Annotated in this window: 11 protein-coding genes and 1 tRNA gene; 4 read left to right on the top strand and 8 right to left on the bottom strand. The window is 57.6% G+C overall.

The features are described from left to right. Positions 1 to 99: 99 nt before the first annotated feature. Positions 100 to 176, top strand: a tRNA-Met gene (locus AC1DWZ_RS15325). 55 nt (positions 177 to 231) lie between these two features. On the opposite strand, the gene AC1DWZ_RS15320 is transcribed toward AC1DWZ_RS15325, so the two are convergent. Next, positions 232 to 4,650, bottom strand: a complete 4,419-nt coding sequence (locus AC1DWZ_RS15320; RefSeq protein WP_477169785.1) for a chemotaxis protein CheB — start codon at positions 4,648 to 4,650, stop codon at positions 232 to 234. 355 nt (positions 4,651 to 5,005) lie between these two features. Here AC1DWZ_RS15320 and AC1DWZ_RS15315 point away from each other — a divergent pair, with 355 nt between their 5' ends. After that, positions 5,006 to 5,407 carry a response regulator gene (locus AC1DWZ_RS15315; RefSeq protein WP_477169784.1) on the top strand — a complete coding sequence of 134 codons (402 nt, stop codon included), beginning with the start codon at positions 5,006 to 5,008 and terminating at the stop codon, positions 5,405 to 5,407. A 443-nt stretch (positions 5,408 to 5,850) separates the two neighbouring features. Here AC1DWZ_RS15315 and AC1DWZ_RS15310 read toward each other — a convergent pair whose 3' ends face one another. Next, on the bottom strand, positions 5,851 to 6,186 hold the full coding sequence (locus AC1DWZ_RS15310) for a hypothetical protein (RefSeq protein ID WP_477169783.1): 336 nt from the start codon (positions 6,184 to 6,186) through the stop codon (positions 5,851 to 5,853). 232 nt (positions 6,187 to 6,418) lie between these two features. On the opposite strand from AC1DWZ_RS15310, the gene AC1DWZ_RS15305 reads away from it, so the two are divergent. Both AC1DWZ_RS15305 and AC1DWZ_RS15300 read left to right on the top strand, forming a co-directional pair. Continuing rightward, complete coding sequence (locus AC1DWZ_RS15305) at positions 6,419 to 6,556, top strand: hypothetical protein (protein WP_477169782.1); 138 nt, start codon at positions 6,419 to 6,421, stop codon at positions 6,554 to 6,556. A 96-nt stretch (positions 6,557 to 6,652) separates the two neighbouring features. Then, complete coding sequence (locus AC1DWZ_RS15300; RefSeq protein ID WP_477169781.1) at positions 6,653 to 7,183, top strand: hypothetical protein; 531 nt, start codon at positions 6,653 to 6,655, stop codon at positions 7,181 to 7,183. Between the two features lie 75 nt (positions 7,184 to 7,258). Here the strand turns inward: AC1DWZ_RS15300 and AC1DWZ_RS15295 are convergent, their stop codons facing one another. The 6 genes from AC1DWZ_RS15295 to urtA all read right to left on the bottom strand — a co-directional run bounded on the left by AC1DWZ_RS15295 (position 7,259) and on the right by urtA (position 21,881). Then, positions 7,259 to 15,748, bottom strand: coding sequence for a GH36-type glycosyl hydrolase domain-containing protein (locus AC1DWZ_RS15295; protein ID WP_477169780.1), 8,490 nt, complete (start codon positions 15,746 to 15,748; stop codon positions 7,259 to 7,261). A gap of 557 nt (positions 15,749 to 16,305) precedes the next feature. Further along, positions 16,306 to 17,001 (bottom strand): urea ABC transporter ATP-binding subunit UrtE, encoded by a 696-nt coding sequence (gene urtE / locus AC1DWZ_RS15290; protein ID WP_477169779.1) that lies wholly within the window; start codon positions 16,999 to 17,001, stop codon positions 16,306 to 16,308. Positions 17,002 to 17,003: 2 nt separating this feature from the next. Continuing rightward, positions 17,004 to 17,780 carry an urea ABC transporter ATP-binding protein UrtD gene (gene urtD / locus AC1DWZ_RS15285; protein ID WP_477169778.1) on the bottom strand — a complete coding sequence of 259 codons (777 nt, stop codon included), beginning with the start codon at positions 17,778 to 17,780 and terminating at the stop codon, positions 17,004 to 17,006. Further along, complete coding sequence (urtC, locus tag AC1DWZ_RS15280) at positions 17,777 to 18,928, bottom strand: urea ABC transporter permease subunit UrtC (RefSeq protein WP_477169777.1); 1,152 nt, start codon at positions 18,926 to 18,928, stop codon at positions 17,777 to 17,779. Before urtC ends, urtD begins: the two co-directional genes overlap by 4 nt. Next, on the bottom strand, positions 18,925 to 20,448 hold the full coding sequence (gene urtB / locus AC1DWZ_RS15275) for an urea ABC transporter permease subunit UrtB (protein WP_477169776.1): 1,524 nt from the start codon (positions 20,446 to 20,448) through the stop codon (positions 18,925 to 18,927). Before urtB ends, urtC begins: the two co-directional genes overlap by 4 nt. Positions 20,449 to 20,621: 173 nt before the next feature. Continuing rightward, positions 20,622 to 21,881 (bottom strand): urea ABC transporter substrate-binding protein, encoded by a 1,260-nt coding sequence (urtA, locus tag AC1DWZ_RS15270; RefSeq protein ID WP_477169775.1) that lies wholly within the window; start codon positions 21,879 to 21,881, stop codon positions 20,622 to 20,624. Positions 21,882 to 22,158 lie beyond the last annotated feature (277 nt).

Below are 22,158 nucleotides of genomic sequence, written 5' to 3'. Positions count from 1 at the left end.
TAAAACCCCGGCCACAGACTTAACGCGGGATGGAGCAGTCCCCGTCCGCAACGCGGACAAACAATGCTACCGGGCATAAAACCCCGGCCAAAGACTTAACGCGGGATGGAGCAGCCCGGTAGCTCGTCAGGCTCATAACCTGAAGGTCGYAGGTTCAAATCCTRCTCCCGCAACCAACACAAAACCCCCGCGCAATAAAAGCGCGGGGGTTTTTTGATTCAGGTCGCGTGCTCAATGCGCGGACTTGGGCTCGACAGATAGAGGCTTGGTGTCGCTCCAGTTGGCCGCCAATGCCAATCGAGCCAGTTCCGGTAGAGAGGCTGCTCCGGTCTTCTTCATGATTGCGGCGCGATGGTTCTCGACCGTGCGTTGGCTGAGGCCGAGTTCGGCGGCAATGATTTTGCTAGGTCGCCCGGCAAGGACAAGTTCCATGATTTCGTGCTGGCGTGCCGTGAGGCTGCTGAGGCGGTCGGCCGCCGACGTCTGCCAGGCGAGGAGCTTACTGGCATCGCGCGATCGTTCAAAAGCGCGCTCGACACCCGCCAGCAAATCGGTTCGCCCGATTGGCTTTTCGATAAAGTCGAGAGCCCCCGCTTTCATCGCCTGGACAGCCATTGAAACGTCACTGTCGCCGGTGATCATGATCGATGGCAACTGTCTGTCAGATGCCTTGAGCTGCTCCAGGAGTTCCAGCCCGCTCATACCAGGCAGATACGCGTCGATCAGCAGGCAGGCCTTGCCGCCCGGCGTATAGTGCGCCAGGAAGGCTTCACAGGATGGGAAGTCCTCGACAACATAATTTTGATCTTCAAACACACTACGGATCGCCTGGCGCACCAGGGCGTCGTCATCGACGATGAAGATGACCGGTGTGGCCGCTTTGTCCGGGCTGATCGATGCGGGGTGTTCAGGATGCGCTATCGGTTCGGGCAACAGCCGTTGGATTGCCTCGTTCAGCTCCTTGACCTTGACGGGCTTGTTGAGTTGCAGACAGCGCGCCAGTGCGATGTCCCGCAATGTCCCGGTCGAAATGTCGCCCGTCAAAATGATCACGGGCGTGTCTCGATGCAATTTCTCGCGCAACGCCCTTGTTACTTCCAAGCCGTTGAGGTCGCCGGGCAGATTGTAGTCGGCGACGATGAGGTTTGGCCGCAGGTTGCCGCGCCGCAAATGCTCAATCGCCTCGACACCGTCACGGGCGGTCGCGACAAGGTGCCCTTCGCCTTTGAGAAACAGGTCAAGAAGATCACGCACTTCCGGGTCATCTTCGACAATTAGGATCGTGCCGGTGCGACCACCAACAGCTTTCGCGGGACCACGTATCTCTGGCCTCCCCAGATCCAGCGAAAGGCCCGCAGAGGCGGTGGGCAGGTCTATGTCGATGGAAAACACGGAGCCCTTGCCGAGCCACGAGCGAACCGTGACATGGTGATTCATCAATGCGCTAAGTCGCTGCACAATTGAGAGGCCGAGCCCAAGGCCGTTACTGCGCTCCCGGGCCACATTATCGAGTTGATGATACTCCTGGAAAATTGCCTGCAGCTCGGTACTCGGCATACCGATGCCAGTATCCCAAATTTCGATATGAAGTTTGTCGCGCGTGCGGCGGCAGCCCAGCAGGACCTTGCCTTTTTTTGTGTATTTGAGGGCATTCGAAAGCAGGTTGCGAATGACCTGTTCCAGCAAAAGAGGATCGCTGACAATATCCAAGCTGCAGGGAACCACATGCAGTTCCAGCCCATGCACCTGGGCGTGATAGGAAAATTCGTCCTTCAAACGATCGAACAACATATTCATCGAGAATCGGCTGTCCTTCACCTGAATGATGCCAGCGTCGATCTGGTTGATGTCCAGCAGCGTGTTCAGCATGCCGGACATGGCGCCAAGGGTCTGATCGAGCAAGGTCACCAGCTTTTCTCCTGGTGCGCCCTCGACCATTTTGGCCAGGAGACCCTGTACCAACGCCAGTGTCTGAAGAGGTTGCCGGAGGTCGTGACTGGCGGCGGCAAGAAACCGCGACTTCGCGATATTAGCGCGCTCTGCCTGCAGTTTGGCGGCTTCCAATGCTTCTGCCGTCCGCTTGCGTTCGGTGATGTCGGTGAAAGTGATGACGACACCCTCAACGCCGTTGTTGTCAGTCCGATAGGGCAGGATACGACGGATGTACCAAGAGTCGCCCTGACCCGCAATTTCCTGCTCCAGCGGTTCAAGCTCATGGAGGACGGTCTGGGCGTCGGCCAGCAGAGAGATGTCGGTCGCCAGGGACCGGAGATCGGCAAGGGGCCGGCCGATATCGCCCGGGATAACGTTGAAAAGAGACTTGGTAGCAGGCGTGAAGAAGCGAATATTGAGATCGGTATCAAGGAAAATCGTGGCAACATTTGTACTGTAGAGGACATTCTGCAGGTCATTGGACGTGGTGCGCTGCCGTTCCAGTGTTTCCTGAAGCTGGCTGTTGAGGGCAGTCAACTCCTCGTTGAGTGATTGCAGCTCCTCTTTTGAGGTGAGCAGTTCTTCATTGGTGGATTGGAACTCCTCATTGACTGAGAGCGCTTCCTCATTGATCGCTCTCTGCTCTTCAGCAGCGATTTCGAGATTGTGGATAGCGCCCCGTAGCTCAATCTTAGTCTCGTCGAGCTCGCGCTCAAGTTCAGCGATGCGTGGTGCGTTTTCTGGCGTTGCCTGGATAAGATCACCCTTTCCCGGCGCCGGTTCATCCACAAAACAGATCAGTAGCAAATCCTCGCCATCGATCGGCGCTGGTTGGGCATCGATAGTGAAGGCAACCGAAGTATCGTCTCGATCGAGCAAGGCACCCTTGATCACGACGCGCGCATTGCGCTGGCGCGCCTGTTGGATTGCGGAACGAAGCTTTGTACGCATCCCTTGGGGCGTCATGGCGAGCAGATCATGCGTTGGATGTCCAGGCGCCACGCGCAGATAGCGCTCGGCCTTGCCCAGGAAATAGACGCATTCATCCTTTTGGTTGATCAGGATCGCCGCCGGGGCCAAAGTTTCCATTACTAGGCGCCGACAAAGATCGGCCAGCGCTGTCTGCCGGGATGGCGGTTGGCCAAGTCCAGCGCGCAGGGGAACGCGCACGCCGTCACTGCTATTCTTAAGGAAGGCGAACTCGCCCGGGCGGCTGCGACCGATATGCCGGTAAAGCCGCTCCGTTTTCGAGATCAGTTCAAAGCGACCGCCTCCGTTGCTGATGGTTTCGGCGTTGCCGAGCAGCAGTATGCCACCTTCCCGGAGAGCGAAGTGAAACAGGGAAATGACCTTGGCTTGCGCTTCGGGCAGCAGATAGATCAGCAGATTGCGGCAAGATACGAAATCGAGGCGCGAGAAGGGCGGATCGGCCAGCACGTCTTGCACCGTAAAGACCACCACGGCGCGGAGCTCCGGGATGACTCGGTAACCGTGGTCTTCCTTGACAAAGAATCGCGCCAGCCTGGCCGAGGAGACATCTGCTTCAATCGTCTCAGGGTACATGCCCTCGCGCGCACTGACGACGGCGTCGGCGTCGACATCGGAGGCAAAGACCTGCAGCTTGATGGTTCGGTTTTGTGATTTGATCTCTTCGAGAAAGAGCATAGCGAGGGAGTAGGTTTCTTCGCCTGTGCTGCAGCCGGCGACCCAGATGCGAAATGTCTGGTCGATTGGGTGTTTGCGAATGAGATCAGGTATGATGCTCATAGAGAGAAACTCAAATACCTTTGCGTCTCGAAAGAAGCTGGTGACGTTGATCAGCAAATCGCGAGCAAGTAGCTCCAGTTCCTTAGGGTCGTTCCTGAGGACACTGAGATAATGTTCCATGCCTTCTGTCTCAACCGCTGCCATCGCCATGCGCCGATCGATCCTGCGCTGTAGTGTGCCGGTCTTGTACAAGGTAAAGTCATGGCTTGTTTTCTCACGTAACAGAGTCACGATCTCATCTAGCCAGTTCCGCACGGTCGGCTGCGGCCTTTGACTGCGTCCCGCCCGGACACGTCCCATACGGCGATCAAAATTGACCAGAGCTTCCGGAATTTTTGCCAGAGACAGAATTAGATCGACGACGCCTGTCGAGATGGAATTGCGCGGCATGCCGTCATAGGCGGCCTCCGCCGGATCTTGGGCTATCACCAGCCCGCCTTGTTCCTTCACGGCTTTAAGGCCGATGCTCCCGTCGGCGCCGGTGCCCGACAGGATCACGCAGATGGCGCGCGCTTGGCAGGCTTCGGCCAGAGACTTCAAGAGGAAGTCGAAGGGGAGGCGGGCGCCGTGACGTTCTTGCGGCTTGGAAAGGCGTAACGCGTCGCCTATCACAGAAAGATAGGTTCCGGGCGGAATGACATAGAGATTCTCGCGTTCAAGCGTCATGCCATCGGCTGCTTGTCGCACCGCCAATGCGGTGTAGCCAGCGAGCAGGTCGACCATCAGGCTTTCATGGTGTGGATCAAGATGCTGAACCAGGATGAATGCCATGCCGGTCGGTGTAGGAAGGGCGGCGAGAAGTTTGCGGCAAGCTTCAAGACCGCCCGCGGACGCGCCTATGCCAACGACCGTGAAATCGCCTGGATGACGGGACGGCAGGAGCGCAGGTCCAGGGCCATCGCTCGCCCCAGATGCACTCAAAACCACCTCATCGTGATGACGCCCCGACATCTCGATGCCTATCTGTTGAGAGGTATCCTCCGCATTGGAGGATCATGCCGGTACTATATTAATACGATTAACGGTATGTGTCTCTTATTGCATTGCAGTAGCTGCTTTACGGTCATTAATGTCAAGCTATGCTGACCTCGCCGTGTGCATAGGTAGTTTCCGATGGTGGCGCCATCACCTTGGCAGTGACTAGTGTGTAAACGAATTGCGACTATCCCGCTTCGGTCGCCTTTTCTGTTGGGCGATTCAGCCAGCCCAAATGAAAGAACCAAGCCATGTCACTGACTCCAAGAACGAAAGGCCCGAGCGCTGATATGCAATCGAGTCATCTGCGCGGGGCCAGTCCTTTGCTGAAATGAAACCAGTTCGCGTCCTGCTGGCCGAGGATGATGCGCTGATCGGCCTACATCTTTCCGATCTCCTTACACAGATGGGATACGAGGTTTGTGCGGTCGTCGACAGTGCTGCAGCCATGCTTGCAGCATCAGTGCAGTATCGACCAAACCTTATGCTGGTGGACGCCAGGCTCGGGATGGACAGCGGTATCTCTGCGGCAACCGAGATTCTGCAGACAGAGTTCATCCCCCACATTTTCATGAGCGGCATGTCGTTGCATGACCAGGACCTACCACCCAGCTCGGTGGTCTTGCAGAAGCCGTTTAATGAGTTTGAGCTTGCGCGAGCGTTGCAACGCGCCTTGGGTCTGGTGGAAGTGCCGATCCCAGCGGCTGAATCAACGATCGATCATAAATCATAAATAGGTAAAGCCGCCGGCCTTGGGAAATGGGCCGGCGGCTTTTATATCGCAAGATCCTGGTGAACGGGCCCGGGGCGCGGGTCGCTACGCGGATCGCACGCGGCAGAACGCAAAATGATCATTTACAATAAGGCTTGTTGCTCAAGCGTGCCACAAGGGTGGCCCATTCGCGCGAAAATGCAGCATCGCCGACTCTACCGCTTGGAGGCCTTCGGGACGGGACGACCCTCCTGCCTTGCCGCGAGTTCGGCGTAGCGCGCAGACAATTCTGTGAACTGGCCTTTCAGGTCACGATCTTCGACGGCATCTGCTTTGTCTCGGTACTCAATCGTCTTGAGACTCGCATCCAGCGTCAAATGGTTGCTTGCGCTCACAATATATCCTTCTTCAGAATAGAAGGACGGTACAGCTGCACCAATCGGCCGTGAAGGCTCGGAAAATACCTAGCCTCCACCGTCACGATCAGAAAAGTAGCCGTAGGCCGGCATTTTAGGCAGCAAATCGAGCGCTGTTGCCGGTGCGGCCGTCCTATCGCTGAATAGCGCTGCCGCCAATTCATGAGGGTCGACCGTCGCAATGGATGCTATCGGCTGCGGGCTGCCGGGGGTGACGCGCTGTATCATGGTCGCTACGCGGCGGTAGGCTGGGAAAGATACATCCGGCAGCGTTTCTTCATCGGTGTCGACCGAATACTCGCCGGCCGGAAAGGCCTTATCGAAACCATCCAAATAGAATGGATGCGCAAAAGTAATAGAGGTTCTTGTCGTGCGCATGGTCATGTCTGTCTTCCTTGAGCGCAGGCCGTCCGACACATTCGACTGTTTTCCAACGCTGACTCCTTAAGTGGGGACGCGGTCGCCCGTATGCGAACTTAAAGACAGCACCGCTCCTTTCTTCTCCGACCTATCGGCAACCTTCCTGCGTACCTGCTGTTGAGTGTGCGGGGAAAAGTCGTCGCAGATGACCCGGACCGTGCGATCGACAAGACGGCGCAATCCATAGGAGAACAGCATGAGCAAGACTCAGAAACGTGGCAATCGTGAACAAAAGAAGCCAAAGCAGGACAAGCCGAAGGTGGCAGTTGGGACAGCAGGCATGACGGATTTACCATTGAAAACGGGCGGATTGCCGCGAGGAAAGAAGATGTGATCAGCGTCTTTGCATAGTTACCACAGATATGTCTGCCACTCAGACTGCTGCGGAGATGTATCCTTGGGTCATTATTTTTTTGAGAGGGAGGTAAGAATGATAAACATTCGTACGATTGCATTAGCTGGATTTCTGGTACTTGGCCTGGGCGCGCCGAGTGCGTCTGCATCGACCTTTGAGCTTGGTAGCTTGGCTGCTGGAGACACAAAATCCGGCTTTGTCGCCAATTTCAGTACGGACATCGTTGGCTTCGATGATCACATATCATTTTCGTTGGTTGGCTTGTTTACAAGCCTTGCCGGCTCAATCTCCGATCTGACACTGCTGTATGGCGTGCCTTTGGACTCGTTCAACTTCCAGCTCGATCTGTACAATGACCTTGCACCGACGACCTCGCTTGGTACCTATGTTGACCCGTCGGGGACTGGCATCGAATTCAGCTATGTTAATCTTCTTGCAGGAGATTACTTCTTCCGGGTACGAGGCGATACCGGTCCCATGGGCAATGCCTACCAATACCGGATTGCGGTCAGTGCGGTGCCGATACCACCGGCGCTCCTATTGTTCGGGACAGCGCTTGGGGGGATGGCGCTTGTGGCCTACCGGCGTCGTAAGCTGAACGGCTAGTCGATGCACTGACACAGGCCTACCGATATCGTGCGATGATATTGACCCCCGGGGGCATCTTTCCCGGGGGTATTTCTATGCGATTGCCAGGTGGAGATCGTGGATGGCGCCGTCGTCGACCAACTGGATGTGGGCGGGCTTGACCACGACGGCGCCGCCATCCGAGCGCGTGACTGCGATATTGTAAGTCGCTGTCTTGAATTTGTACGTGACCTCAAAGCCTGGCCAGTCAGGCGGGATGCAGGGGTTGATAACAAGTTCGTCGCCAATCTTGCGGATGCCAAGGATGCCCTCAAGCCCAGCGCGATAGAGCCAGCCGGACGAGCCAGTATACCAGGTCCAACCGCCACGGCCGACATGGGGTGCTACCGAATACACGTCTGCGGGGACGGCATACGGTTCCACCTTGTAACGGGCGACGGCCTCCGGCGTACGGGCGTGATTGATGGGATTAAGAAGATTGAAAAGATCAGCCGCCTTTTTTCCGTCACCAAGTTTGACAAAGGCGAGCACGGTCCAGGTAGCCGCATGGGTGTACTGTCCACCGTTTTCGCGCAGACCGGGCGGGTAGCCCTTGATGTATCCCGGCTCCTGCAGGGAGTGATCAAAAGGTGGGGTAAACAGCATAGCGACCTGATCGGCGCGATTGATCAGCTGTTGCTCAAGCGAGGCCATAGCCTGCGCGGCACGATCTGGTGCGGCGGCACCGGAAAGAACTGCCCAGGATTGTGCGATGGAATCGATCTGGCATTCTGTGCTGAGATAGGAGCCGAGTGGGCTGCCATCGTCAAAATAGCCACGCCTATACCAGTTGCCGTCCCAGGCCTCCTCTTCCAGGGCGGTCTGTAGCTCAGTAGCGTGTGCCCGCCATGCGCCCGCCCGTGCCAGATCGCCAAGGGAATAGGCCAGATCTGCAAAGGTCATCAGAGTTGTGTATAGAAACCAACCCAGCCATACGCTTTCCCCCTTGCCGTCCTCGCCTACCCGGTTCATGCCGTCATTCCAGTCACCTGTACCGATCAGGGGCAGGCCATGTGCGCCCAACTCGAGACTGCGGTCGAGGGCTAAGGCGCAATGTTCGTAGAGCGACGCTTTCTCCTCAGAGATCATGGGCTGGAAGAAAGCGTCATGTTCACCCGGCGCCAAAGTCGGACCATCCAGAAAAGGTAGAATCTCATCGAGGATGGCGCGATCGCCGGTCGTCTCGACATAGTGCGCGGTGGTGTAGGCTAGCCAGACGCGATCGTCACTGATGCGCGTGCGAACACCCTGTCCTAGCGGTGGCAGCCACCAATGCTGAAAATCGCCAGTGACAAATTGCCGGCCGGCGGCACGGAGGAGATGGACGCGCGTGAGATCGGGCCGTGTTGTTGCCAGTGCCATGCCGTCCTGTAGCTGGTCGCGGAAGCCGAAAGCACCGCTCGCCTGATAGAAGCCGGACCGTGCCCAGAAGCGACAGGCGAGGGTCTGGTAGAGCATCCAGCCATTGAGCATGACGTCCATCGCACGGTCGGGTGTCTTGATCTGCATCTGGCCCAGTACGTCATCCCAATGGTGGGAAACATCCGCAAAGATCGTATTGAGATCAACTGTACGGTAGCGTTTGATCAAGGCGCGTGCTGCTGTCTCGCCGGCAGCGTCGCCCAGGAGGATCACAATTTCACGGCTGGAGCCGGGGGCAAGTTCGATTTCAGTCTTGAGTACGCCACAGGGATCGTACCCGGCCCCCACATTTCCCGAGAATACCAAACCGTCCGTCAAACCTGCGGGTTCATGAAGACCGCCATTGCGCCCGATGAACTCTCGTCGGTCGCCAGTCCATTCGGCTTGAGCGCCTGCCAGATCGAAGAAGGCGACATTTCCTTGGAAGGCGGCGTTCCAGCTATTTTTCGCGAACAGCGCGCCAGTTTCGTTATCGAGGGTGGTAACGATAAATGGCGCAGTCGAACTACGTAGAGCACCCAGCACCCATTCTACATAAGCGGTGATTGACAGGTGTCGAACGCGGTCTGTGGTGTTTGTCAGGACCAGTCGGGAGATCTTGATCGGATCGACGAGTGGAACGAACTGCACCAGGTCTGTTGCGATACCGTGCGCGATACTCTCAAACCGGGTGTAGCCGCGCCCATGCCTGACAATATAGCTGGCTCCCTCACGGCGCACGGGCAGGGCGGTCGGGCCCCAAATGTCGCCGCTTACCTGATCAGAGATATAAAGGGCTTCGCCAGCTGGATCACTGACGGCATCGTTTGACCAGGGTGTCAGCTGATGTTCCCGGCTATTGATCGACCAAGTATTACCGGTTCCTTCGGTGGCGACATTGAAGCCGAAGTTGGGGTTGGCGATCACATTGATCCAAGGCGCCGGCGTCCTTCTTTCCGCTGTCAGAAAAGTTGTGTATTCACGCCCATTGTCGGAAAACCCACCGAGACCGTTAAAAAATTCGAGGGTCGATGTATCGAAGGCGTCTTCCACCTGCATGCCGCCGATCTCAGGGCGCTTGTGGTTCCGTGCTATCGCGGAGGGTAGCGCCATTCTGATCCGGTCCAGCTGGATTTGTAGTGCACCGCGCCGGGCGATCAGCATGATGCGCGCCGTCGCGGCCAGAAGACTGCGCATTTCCAGTGAGATGATGTCAGCGCGGAGGATGAACACAGCGCCCCGGCCAGGAGTTTCGCCAGGCGCCGGTCGTGATTGGCTGGCCCGAACCGCAGCCTCGATCGCAAGCTGAAGATCTTGGGTATAGGAGGTCGCCCGTTCATTGAGAATGACCAGGTCTACCGAGATCTGCTTCATACGCCAATATTCATGGGCACGCAGAGCCTGCTGCACGACCGCGATGTCCTCGATGTCATCGATGCGGAGCAAGACAATTGGTGCATCACCGGAAATACCCTGGGACCAGAGACCCGACTGTGGGCCCCTGCCGCGGCGAATCATTTCTTCCGCCGGACGAAGGGCACTGTTGGCATAGAGAATGTGACTGGCGAGTTGCTGGAACGTGTTGGCTTCTTCAGATGTGACATTTAGGTGCCGCAACTGCACTTGCGCCTGCGTCCAGGCCAAGGTGGCTGCGCGTTGGAACGCATTGGCGTCTTGATGCTTGTCAATCAGGTCGAGCAGCTTCTCTCGGGAAGAGGCGACAATGGTCCAGAATGCCACTCGGGTGGTTGACCGACCTTGAATATGCAGGCGGCGTCGCATGGCAAAGATGGGATCAAGCACCGTACCTACCGTGCCGGACAGGGTATCTTGTGTCATGCCGACGGCGGATTGCAGATTGCGGCCCCGACCCAGGAATTTGGCGCGGTCGGTTTCTATCTGCAGCTCCCCGGCCGCATCGCCTTCGACGACCATGATTTGGGCCGTCCAGATCTGCGGTTCAGACGGCGAACGTTGTCGCCGAGTGGCAATTAGGGCACCGAGAGTCGATAGATACTCTGTCTGGACAAACATTTTTGAAAATGCTGGATGGGCAGAATCGGCCGCCGGCGGCGCCAGGACAAGTTCGAGATAGGATGTGACATCTATCTCCGCCGACTGTCCGGCAGCGTTTGTGATCGACAGGCGCCGCACTTCTGCATCGTCTTCCGCGGAAACGACGACTTCCAGCGTCGTCGTCAAAGAGCCGTCGCGACGGATGATTTCGGCACGGTCCTCCGCAAAGGCGACACGGTATCTGTCTGCATCGACCCCACTGGGTTGCGAGCCTGCCGACCAGACCTTGCCAGTCTGGCAGTCGCGCAGGAAAATGTAGCTACCCCAATCATCGCGCGTCACGTCTTCGCGCCAGCGGGATACAGCGAGATCTTTCCAGCGACTATAACCGGAACCAGAAGCAGTCAGCATGACCGCATAGCGACCATTGGAAAGGAGGTGCGTCTCAGGGATAGCACTATGTGGCGAAGTGAAACGCCTTATCTTTGCTGGTGCGAAATCCAAGCCCTTGCCCAACGTCGCGATCTCTTCAACCTTAGGTCGCTCCAGCGCCACGTCGCGCGGGGTTCGCTCCTGCAGAAGGAGTTCAGCCGCTTGAATGACCGGTTCGGCATGAAACCGTGATCGCGCGGCCCCATCGAATAGAGCGTTGGCAATTGCGACGATGCTCATGCCTTGGTGATGCGACATGAAAGCGCGAACGATAGCAACGTCCTGTCCGGCCGGAAGGCGCTTGCGAGTGAAATCCATGGCCTCATAGAAGCCGTAGCGCCCTAGCCCCCCAATTCTCGAGAGATGGGCGAAGTTCTGGAGCGATGCAGCCGGGTCGACCATCAGGGCCAGTGCCGTTGCGTAGGGAGCAATGACGCTGCTTTCGCCCAATCCCCGCTTCAAAGCCAAGCTTGGTACGCCAAATGGCGAATACTGATAGGTAAACTCAAGATCGCGAACGTTATAGGCTGATTCTGAAATACCCCAGGGCAGACCTAACTGCTTGCCATATTGGATCTGGCGTCGCACAACGAGACGGTTGGTGCGCTCCAAGAGAGTTCCGGCCGGTGCGCGCATGACCAAGGATGGCATCAGATACTCGAACATGGAGCCAGACCAAGAGATAAGAGCGGCTCCGGCACCGACTGGCGTGACGGTTCGCCCGAGCCGGAACCAGTGGCTGGTCGCCACGTCGCCCTTGGCAATGGCGAACAGGCTGGACAGACGTGCTTCCGAGGCGAGCAGGTCGTAGCAACTAGGATCAAGGATGCCCTCTCCAACCAGGTAGCCGATCGACAGGAGCTCCCGTTCTTCATTCAGAAGAAACGAGAAGTTCATGGCAAACGCCAATCGCCGGGCCAGCTCCTCAATTGCCGTCAGCTGGTCAGCGCAAGCGTCCGCGGCGGTGGCCAATAAAGTCATGTCGTGGAGATGACCACTGACTGTCCGTTCCAAAGAGCCAATCCAGAACAGGAGATCGGTATTGCTATCCGGGCCACCGGCGCGCGTTTTGGCAGCTGCAATCGCCGGCAAGATGTCCGCCAAGACAGAGACGAGATTTTCTGGATCGGCCCGGCCGCGCTCGATGAGGATCGACAGGTCTGAAAAGATGTCGTCCGGCAACGAGGTCGGATTGAGCTCATGCAGCGAGCTTCTAGCTAGCTGCATTTCGTCGGAAATACCCTRCAGAATCCGGTCTGCGCCAAGCCGGGGTTGTTCGCGCCAGAGTCGACAGGCATTGGCGACAGCTATCAAGTGTCCGGCAAGATTGCCACTATCAACCGTCGAAATATATCTGGGATTGAGCGGGCGCAGATCGCGCGTATCATACCAGTTGAAGAAGTGCCCGCGATACTTCTCGAGGCGCTCCATCGTTGCGAGGGTGTCAGTCAAGCGCGCCACTGTGTCCTGCAGGCCTAGCCAGCCAAAATCCCGCGCACTCACTGTAGATAGGAGATAGAGGCCAAGGTTCGTAGGCGAGGTGCGGTGGGCGAGTACCGGTTTCGGATCTTCCTGGAAGTTGTCCGGTGGCAGCATATGGTCGTCGACAGTGACAAAAGTCTCAAAATAGCGCCACGTCCGACGAGCAATGAGCCGCAAGACCTGCATGTCGGGCGCTGCGATAGCCAAGCGGCCTGCATCGCGGGGAGATCGACTGATCCAGTATGCGGCGACAGGCGAAAGAACCCAACAGAGAATAATGGGAAAACCGATTGGCCATGCTGGCGAATCCGTTAGCCGGATGGCCAACCAAGCACCAAACGACAGCGCCAGGCCACCAGCCATCTGCCGTAGAAAGGCAGAGAACCGGAATTTGCGACCGACGGTCGCCTGAGCCGCAGTGATCCATTCCAGGAGAGCCCGATGGCTGAAATAGACGCGATACAGTGTCCGCAGGATTGCATCGCACATCAGCCAAGCCTGATGTGGGAGGAAGACAATTTGACTGACGATCTGCATCGCTACCATGCGGAGGTCACTGCCGAGCGCGCGAATATGGCTGCGCGCCGTCACATTGAAGCGGTGCGGGATGATGGCAGAAAAGAGCGGAACAAGGGCGGAGGTAGCCATCGTTGCCAACAAGAAGAGCGACCATATGGCAGACACTCGTAGCGGCAGGGTCCATCCGGCGATAAGAGCGGCCAGCATTGTGGGTGCCGCTAGTGAGCGTCGCAAATTGTCAGCCATTTTCCAGAAACCCATGGCCGGCAAAGCATCACGCTTGTTTGTTCCGCCGTGGAGGACATGGCGCAGCAGCCAGGGGAGCAACTGCCAATCTCCGCGCGCCCAACGATGTTGGCGAGCAGCGGCCACGTCATAGCGGGCCGGGAACTCCTCGACGACTTCGATGTCGGATGCGAGACCCGCGCGGGCAAAGACACCTTCGAACAGATCATGACTGAGGACCGTATTTTCCGGGATACGCTGGGCGAGTGATGCTTCAAAAGCGTCCAGGTCATAAATGCCTTTGCCTGTAAAGGAGCCTTCACCGAAAAGATCCTGATACAGGTCGGACGTTGCGGCCGCATATGGATCGATACCGCCGGGACCGGAGATCATCCGCTGGAATAGAGAGCCTTCGCGACCCATGGGCAAGGAAGGTGTGACACGCGGTTGCAGCACGCCATAGCCATCCATGACGCGAGCGGCGACGACATCGAAGCGCGGATGATTCAGCGGATGGGCCATCTTGCCGATGAGGCGTCGAACGGCCTCACGGGGAAGCTTTGTGTCGGCGTCCAGGGTGATGACATAGCGAATATTGGCTGGCGCCAGGGACGCCACATCGCCAGTGCTTATGAAACTTGTGTCGGTGGCCCCACGCAGCAATCTATTGAGTTCATGCAGCTTCCCGCGCTTTCGCTCCCATCCCATCCATTGCCCTTGCGCCGGATTCCAGATGCGCCGACGGTGAAGCAGGATAAAACGCTTATTATCGGCTGGATAGCGGCGGTTGAGGGCAGCAATGCCTTCGCTAGCTAGGTGCAGAAGAGCATCATCGCCCTCCCGATGTTCTGTCGCTGCATCTTGCCAGTCGGACAACAGGGCGAAATAGACGCCGCCCCTGGGACTGGTCAGGTAGTGAATTTCCAACCGCTCGATATGTTCCGCGATGGCGGCTTTGCTGGTGATCAGCGTTGGCATGACGATAATCGTGCGAAGGTGATCCGGAATTCCGTCGATCAATTCCATGCCAGGCAGGATGACGGGTGAAAATCCTCGGGTAACATCACGATTGATGAGCGCCGTGGCGAGATCGAGTGCCGGGATAAAACCAAGGCAGGCCAGCAGCACCATCATCCCATCGCCGATATGATATGTCGACAACAGGATCATGGGTAGGGCGAGGAGAAGGAGGGCCAGCAAGACTGTGCTGGCAACATACCCACCAATACCACGGCCGACCAGAAAGCGTCTGAATCGCAGCCGCCGTGGAACCCGGAAGCCGATGATGGCCTCAAGTGCGGAACGACCGTCGGCAATCAGATAGAAACCTGGCTCATGCTGGCGCGGGATTTCCGGATCGGCGGGAGTGATCGGCCGCCGTTTCGCCTTATCGGCAAGCGCCAGCGCGTGATGGGCAACATCTATTTCTGCGGTATCGGAGCCTCGTGAAAGCTCCTCGATGGCGCTCCGGTAAAGATTGCGTGTCGGAAAATCCATCTCATTGAACAGGCTGTCCTTTCCGAGAACTGCGTCGACGAGGCTGATGCTTTCGACCAGATCTGCCCAGTTCACGCCAGACACCAGCCGCATGCTGGTGATGATGTTCCGCACGGTCAGGTTCGATGCGCCTTGACGTTGCTGCTCTTCCCGCACGATCGCTTCGGAGGACGTGTTCCATTTCGCAAGATGTGTTTCAAGCCAGTCCAGTGCGGGCGTCACGCGGGGATCCTGGTCGCGCAATCGCTGCACGAGCTGCACCGCCAGGGCGGGGGGCAGCATCTGGCCGCCTAAAGGGTCCAGGACAGCGGATACGGCTTCAGGAGGGATGTCCTTGGTCCCGAGCAGCCGATCGGCCAGCTCGTCAGCTTTCTGGCGCCCGGCGCGGGCCGCAATGATACGGATGGCGGAGCGGCGTAGATTTTCCACCAGAACAATACGAATGGTGATGGCGATTGCCCATAGTTCGCCGATCGTCAGCGGCTGGATACGCTGATAGGCATGAACGAAGCGCTGCAAGGCGGCGGGATCGAAATGACTGTCGGTATGTGCCACAAAGGCCCAAGCAAGGCCAAAGACGCGGGGATAGCCGGCGAAAGGCCCGTCTGCCAGCTTGGGCAGCAAGCGGTAGTATCCGTCCGGCAGATCTGTTTGAACTTCTCGCACCTGTGCCGCGACCACATGATAGTTGTCGACCAGCCACTCGGCGGCAGGCGTTATGAAGCGGCCTTCATCAAGCGCCAGGGCGATCGTTTGATGAGCTTTCAGCAGGATCGCGGAATTGACCTTCAGGCGTCGAACGAGAGACGGTACGCGCGGCGATTTTGCGGAGATGGTCTGGGCAACTGCCAACGTTTGTGCATGCTGCTCCAATCGATCAACGCTGAAGAGCTCTTCGCGGATCGGCACATCGCTGTCCCAGGGCGAGAAACTGCCAACAGTTCGGAACGATGCGATGAAAGATGTGATCAAAATGTCTCCTTTTGCCTGAAGAAGTCAAAAGGCAGGCGGCCATCTGTTCCTTAGGTCGTTTGGCGGGTTACATGCTGCCGATGGAGCAGATGCCTTGTCCTGCAATGCAGAACCTCAGCGTGGTCAAGTGACACGAAATGTCTCACGAACGAAGTATCTCGCGCAGCAGGTTGTTCTGCTGGCATGTGCCGCATCAAATGTCGGCCGCGAGTACCTAAAGTCGAGCAAATGGATGATATGAGATCATCGTCTGATCATATGGTCACACTTTGTGCGACCTTGGGAAATTATCTCGATTTCTTCGGGCAGTTGCCTGAGCGACGGCGACCGATGCCTGGTGGCAAGGTGTGCGGCTGCGACCATTTATCATTCTGTTTTCAACAGATGCACCGAGGGTGTGGCTGGTGCATCAATTGCGCTCGCCATGTCAGTTCGAGGATCTGCCGTTCTTTAGAACTGTGATTGCAACTGTCTATCTGCGTGCGATGCAAATGATACTTAAATATAGGAATTAAAGACCAATTCATCTAAGAAGCCAAGGTTTCTGCGGTTCTGTCTCACACCGAAATCAAGCGCCGTACCACCTCAGGATCCAGATTTTCCGTGGCATCGTCGACAACGACTTCACCGCGGTCCATGACCGCGATGCGGTCGGCGAGCTGGCGGGCGAAGTCGAAATACTGCTCCACCAAAAGAATCGTCATGTCGCCGCGCGACGCGAGCAGGGAGATGACGCGGCCGATATCCTTGATGATTGACGGTTGGATGCCCTCGGTGGGCTCATCAAGCAGCAGCAAGCGTGGCTTCATGACCAAGGCACGCGCGATGGCCAGCTGCTGCTGCTGCCCTCCCGAAAGATCGCCGCCGCGCCTTCCCAGCATACTGGCCAGAACCGGAAACAGTTCGAATATTTCGGCAGAGACGCGTCTTTCACCGCGCGGCAAGACGGCGAAGCCGGTCTCAAGATTCTCCTGCACTGTCAGCAGCGGGAATATCTCGCGTCCTTGCGGTACATAGGCGATGCCGCGCCGCGCTCGTTCATAAGGCCGCAATCCGCCGATGTCGGTGCCATCCCATTCTATGCGACCCGATCTCACTGGGTGATGTCCGATGATGGCACGTAGCAGGCTGGTCTTGCCGACTCCGTTACGGCCGAGAAGACAGGTGACCCGGCCCGGCACGGCATGCAGCGACACCTTCTTCAGGGCGATCGCGGCGCCATAGTAGAGATCGATGGAATCAACGGCGAGCATTGTCAGCGCCCCAAATAGACTTCTATCACACGTGGATCGGCGCTGACATGATCAAGGGATCCTTCGGCCAGCACAGCACCCTCGTGCAGAACGGTGACTTTGACATCGAGTGCGCGGACGAAGGCCATGTCATGTTCCACCACCACAACGGTGCGGGTCTTGTTGATCTCCCGCAGGAGTTCACCCGTATCCTCCGTCTCGGCATCCGTCATGCCGGCCACGGGCTCGTCGACTAGCAACAGTTCGGGTTCCTGGGCCAAGAGCATGCCGATCTCGAGCCATTGCTTTTGTCCATGCGATAATTCGCCTGCCAATCGTTCGCGCCGTCCGATCAGTTTGACGATGGTCAATATCTCGTCGATGCGGTCGCGCTCGGCCGATGTCTCCCTGGAGAACAAGACACGGGTGGGACGGCGATCTGTCTTGAGTGCCAGAAGGAGATTGTCGAACACGTTTTGATTCTCAAAGACAGTCGGCTTCTGGAACTTCCGACCGATTCCCAGTTCAGCGATCGCTGCTTCGCTGAGGGTGGTAAGGTCGGTCGTACCGCGGAAGTACGCGCTGCCTACGTCCGGGCGCGTCTTGCCGGTAATGACATCCATCATGGTTGTCTTGCCGGCACCGTTCGGTCCGATCACGGCCCGCATTTCCAGCGGCGCTACCACCAGCGACAAGGCATTCAGTGCGCGGAAACCATCGAAGCTGACGGTGATGCCGTCGAGATAGAGCAGCGGCTGCAAATGTTCGGGCGTTATGCCGATCTGATGTGTATTTGTCATTCTCCGGCCTCTGGCTCTTTCATCGGCAATGCCCCGCCAGTCGGCCAGCGCAGAGGCTTCAGCCGTTTCATCAGGCTTGGCCAAAGCCCCATGATGCCCTGCGGCATGAAGAGGGTGACAAAAATGAACAGGCCACCCAAGGCGAAAAGCCAAAGCTCAGGCAGGATTCCCGTGAAGATCGTCTTGCCGAAATTGACCAGGATCGCGCCGATAATGGGGCCCAATAGGGTACCGCGGCCGCCGACCGCGACCCAGACGACGGCCTCGATGGAGTTCGCCGGTTCAAATTCACCGGGATTGATGATTCCCACCTGCGGCACATATAAGGCACCTGCGGTTCCCGCCATGACGGCCGAAAAAGTGAAGATTGCGAGCTTGTAGCTCTCGACCCGATAGCCGAGAAAGCGCATGCGACTTTCCGCATCGCGGACAGCGATCAGCACCTTGCCAAATCGTGACCGGGTAAGATGGCGGCAGAAGATGTAAAAGGCACTCAACAGTCCGGCACTGACGATCAGGAGCCCCGCTTTGGTGCCGGCAAGTTGCAGATCAGCGCCGACAATTTCCTTGAAGTCGGTCAATCCGTTATTGCCGCCAAAACCCATGTCGTTGCGGAAGAAGGCCAGCAGTAGGGCATAGGTAAGGGCCTGAGTGATGATGGAGAGGTATACGCCAGTCACGCGACTTCGGAAGGCGAGAAACCCGAAGATGAAAGCCAGCAAACCAGGGACAAGGGCTACCATCAGCATGGCAAAGGCGAAGTGATTAAAGCCATACCAATACCAAGGCAGTTCAGGCCAGTTCAGGAACACCATGAAATCCGGTAGGATCGGATTGCCGTAGACCCCGCGGGATCCGATCTGGCGCATCAGGTACATGCCCATGGCGTAGCCGCCGAGGGCAAAAAAGGCGCCATGTCCAAGACTGAGAATGCCTACATAGCCCCACACCAGATCGACACTCAGTGCCAGCAACGCATAGCAAAGATATTTTCCCAGCAAGGCGATGGCGTAACCGGGGACATGCAACGCTGATGTTTCCGGCAGCAGCAAGTTGAGGAGCGCCGCCAGAATGGCAAAGACCATGATAGCCAGCGGCACGGCAGACGCGAAGCCGGACCGAAACAGGCCAAGGCGCTCGGACATCATGATTCCACCGCCCGGCCCTTGAGCGGAAACAATCCCCGCGGTTTGCGTTGGATGAAAAGCACCAGCAGGATCAGCACCACAATTTTACCAAGAACGGCGCCAGCGACGGGCTCCAGAATCTTGTTGGCGATGCCAAGGGAGAGCGCCCCGACCAGGGTTCCCCACAGATTGCCGACACCACCGAACACCACCACCATGAAGCTGTCGATGATGTATGCCTGGCCAAGATTGGGGCTGACATTGTCGATCTGGCTGAGAGCCACGCCGGCGATTCCAGCAACGCCAGATCCCAGGCCGAAGGTCAATGTATCGACCCAGGCAGTGCGAATGCCCATCGCTCCTGCCATCCGGCGGTTCTGCGTCACGGCACGCATCCTGAGACCAAGCGAGGTTCGCCGCAGGATCAGCATTAGCAGTGCGAACACCACGACGGCAAAGACGATGATCCACATGCGATTGTAGGTGAGGGTCAGGCCACCCAGGTCAAAGGCACCGCTCATCCAGGATGGATTTCCAACTTCGCGATTGGTCGGGCCGAAGATGCTGCGGATCGCCTGCTGCAGCACCAAGGACAGCCCAAAGGTAGCGAGTAGGGTTTCCAGCGGCCTGCCGTAGAGAAAACGGATCATGGTCCGCTCGACGGCAATGCCCGCGCCGCCAGCGACGAGGAAGGCGAGGGGCGTTGCGATCAGCAAAGAATAGTCAAACAGGAAGGGCGCACTGTCCCGAATCGTCTGTTGCACGACATAGGTAGTGTAGGCGCCGAGCATCACCATCTCGCCATGGGCCATGTTGATGACGCCCATGACACCGAAGGTAATGGCGAGGCCGGTTGCGGCCAGCAGGAGGACCGAACCCAGGCTGAGGCCGTAATAGACGCTTTGCACAGCTGACCAGATCGCGAGGGACCAATCGATTTTGGCGAGAGCCGCGTTTGCCGCGTCTGCCACCGCTGCCGATCCCTGATTGGCCGCGGCGTTCAGAAATGACTTCGCGTCCTGGTCGCCGCGCTCTGCCAGCACAGCGATGGCGGCAATCTTATCGTCATCAGTCGCGTCGGATTTGGCGAGGATCATCGCGGCGCGCGCTTGTTCCAGTTCAGTTTTGATCTTCGGATCGGATTCTTTGGCAAGGGCGGCCTCAAGAGGTGCCAATTGAGCGGGATCAGGGGCATGAAAGGCAGCTTCTGCTGATGCAAGGCGCTGCGCCGGATCGACCGAACCCAGGGTTAATTGGCCCATGGCGGCCTCGACTGCGCGCCGCACCTTGTTGTTGACCTTCACCGTTTTGAGGTCAGCAGGGGCGTCTCCGGCCACGGCTTGCCCAGATCGCGCGGCCAGGATCGCGCCATCCTCAGTCTTGATGAATAACGCCTTGTCCGGAGCGTACATCAGCCGGCCGGCAGCGAGGGCGGTCAGAATGGGAGCCGCGGAGGGATCGCCCGATGCGGCAAGGGCAACGACGGTTTTCTCGATATCGGCATAGGCCGTGCTGGCAAAGCCACTCAGTGTGTCGTCCATTGCATCGGCCTGCGCTGGACACGACCAGAGCCCCGAAACAAGCAGGCCAAGTAGTATAAATGCAAAAGAAAAACGCGTCACAGGCAAGGCTCCGGTGAAGGGCAGGCGAAGGTCACGGCAACTGCCGGTGGACGGGAGCTCCGATCCACCGGCAGTGACGCTCTAGTCGGCCGTCATTGAGTGACGACGGTACCGCCACATTTGCCTGTTTTGACGTTGAAGTTTCCGCAAGACAACGGCTTGCGCCAATCCGAAATCAAATCCTTCGATTCCTCGAGATAATCCGACCATTCGTCACCGGCGACGAGGCCAGACGTTTGCCACACGGTGTTCAACTGCCCGTCAGCCTGGATCTCGCCGATCAATACCGGCTTGGTGATGTGATGGTTCGGCATCATCGCCGAATAGCCGCCCGACAGATTCGGCACGGAGACGCCGATCATCGCATCGGCCACCGCATCGGTATCGGTCGTGCCGGCTTTCTCGACTGCTTTCACCCACATGTTGAAGCCGATGTAATGAGCTTCCATCGGGTCATTGGTGGTGCGCTTGTCGTTTTTGATGAACTTGTGCCAATCCTTGATAAAGGCTTTGTTCTCCGGGGTATCGCCGCTCATGAAGTAGTTCCAGGCCGCGAGATGCCCGACCAGTGGCTTGGTGTCGAGGCCGGCAAGTTCTTCTTCACCCACGGAAAAGGCAACGACGGGGATGTCCGTGGCCTTTACGCCCTGGTTGCCCAGTTCCTTGTAGAAAGGGACGTTGGCATCGCCGTTGACTGTCGAAACCACCGCTGTCTTTTTGCCGGCCGAACCGAATTCTTTGATCTTGGATACTTCGGTCTGCCAATCGGAGAAGCCGAACGGCGTATAATTGACCAGAATGTCGTCTGCCTTGACGCCCTTGGACTTCAGATAGGCTTCGAGGATCTTGTTGGTGGTGCGAGGATAGACATAGTCCGTGCCTTCGAGCACCCAGCGCTGGACGCCTTCTTCGTTCATCAGATAGTCCACCGCCGGGATCGCCTGCTGGTTCGGTGCAGCGCCGGTATAGAAGACGTTTTTCGAGCTCTCTTCACCCTCGTACTGGACCGGATAAAACAGCAGGCCATTATCGTGCTCGAACACCGGCAGAACCGATTTGCGGCTGACCGACGTCCAGCAGCCGAACACGGCCGCGACCTTGTCGACTTCAAGCAACTGCTTGGCTTTTTCGGCAAAGAGCGGCCAATCCGACGCAGGATCGACAACTACCGCCTCCAGCTTCTTGCCGAGCAGTCCGCCTTTCTTGTTTTGCTCATCGATAAGCATCAGCATGACGTCCTTCAGCGTTGTTTCGCTGATCGCCATGGTGCCGGAAAGCGAATGCAGAATGCCGACCTTGATCGTGTCCTCCGCAAAGGCTGGGGCTGCGGCCATGCCGGTCGCAGCAAGCATCAAAGCGCCCCCGAGAGCGCCCAATTTCGTTGAACTCACCATCTGTAACCTCCTCTATTTATAAGATATGCGATGTTGCATCGCACACATTTGGGCATTTGAAAGGTATGCCGTGGAGCGGGGGAGATCTGGCGCAAAGCAGGAAAACCCCAATCTTTCCGATCCTTAGCAACGCTACGCCGGTCGGAAGCGGGCGGGTATGGGGTGTTTGACGTATGTTGCCGCAATGCAGCAGAATGCACTCTGATGCAGCGTGGTAGGTGGGGCATGCAGAACC

Source organism: Dongia sp. P2_B8, from assembly GCF_056404715.1.
Note: the sequence above shows the minus strand (reverse complement) of the source record. Positions and strands in the feature narration are given on the sequence as shown.